At 63.7% G+C, this 422-nt stretch carries 1 protein-coding gene; it reads left to right on the forward strand.

Going from position 1 to position 422, the window contains the following annotated elements:
- Positions 1-422 (forward strand): PEP-utilizing enzyme (locus AC1DF0_RS32405; protein ID WP_477577701.1); only part of this gene is annotated, 422 nt, incomplete at both ends.

Below are 422 nucleotides of genomic sequence, written 5' to 3' on the forward strand. Positions count from 1 at the left end.
CCGATCACGTCAACCGTTTCGAACTGATGGACGACGCCTACCTGCGTGAGCGGGCCTCGGACGTCAAGGACCTCGGCCGCCGTTTGCTCGCCTACTTGCAGGAAGAGCGGCAGCAGACGCTGGTCTACCCCGACAACACCATTCTGGTCAGCGAAGAACTGACGCCGGCGATGCTCGGCGAGGTGCCGGAAGGCAAGCTGGTGGGCCTGGTGTCGGTACTCGGTTCCGGCAACTCCCACGTGGCGATCCTGGCGCGCGCCATGGGTATTCCGACGGTGATGGGCCTGGTCGACCTGCCGTACTCCAAGGTCGACGGCATCCAGATGATCGTCGACGGCTACCACGGCGAGGTCTACACCAACCCGAGTGACGTGCTGCGCAAGCAGTTCGCCGACGTGGTCGAGGAAGAGAAACAACTGGCC

The organism is Paenibacillus sp. 05T425, assembly GCF_056396205.1.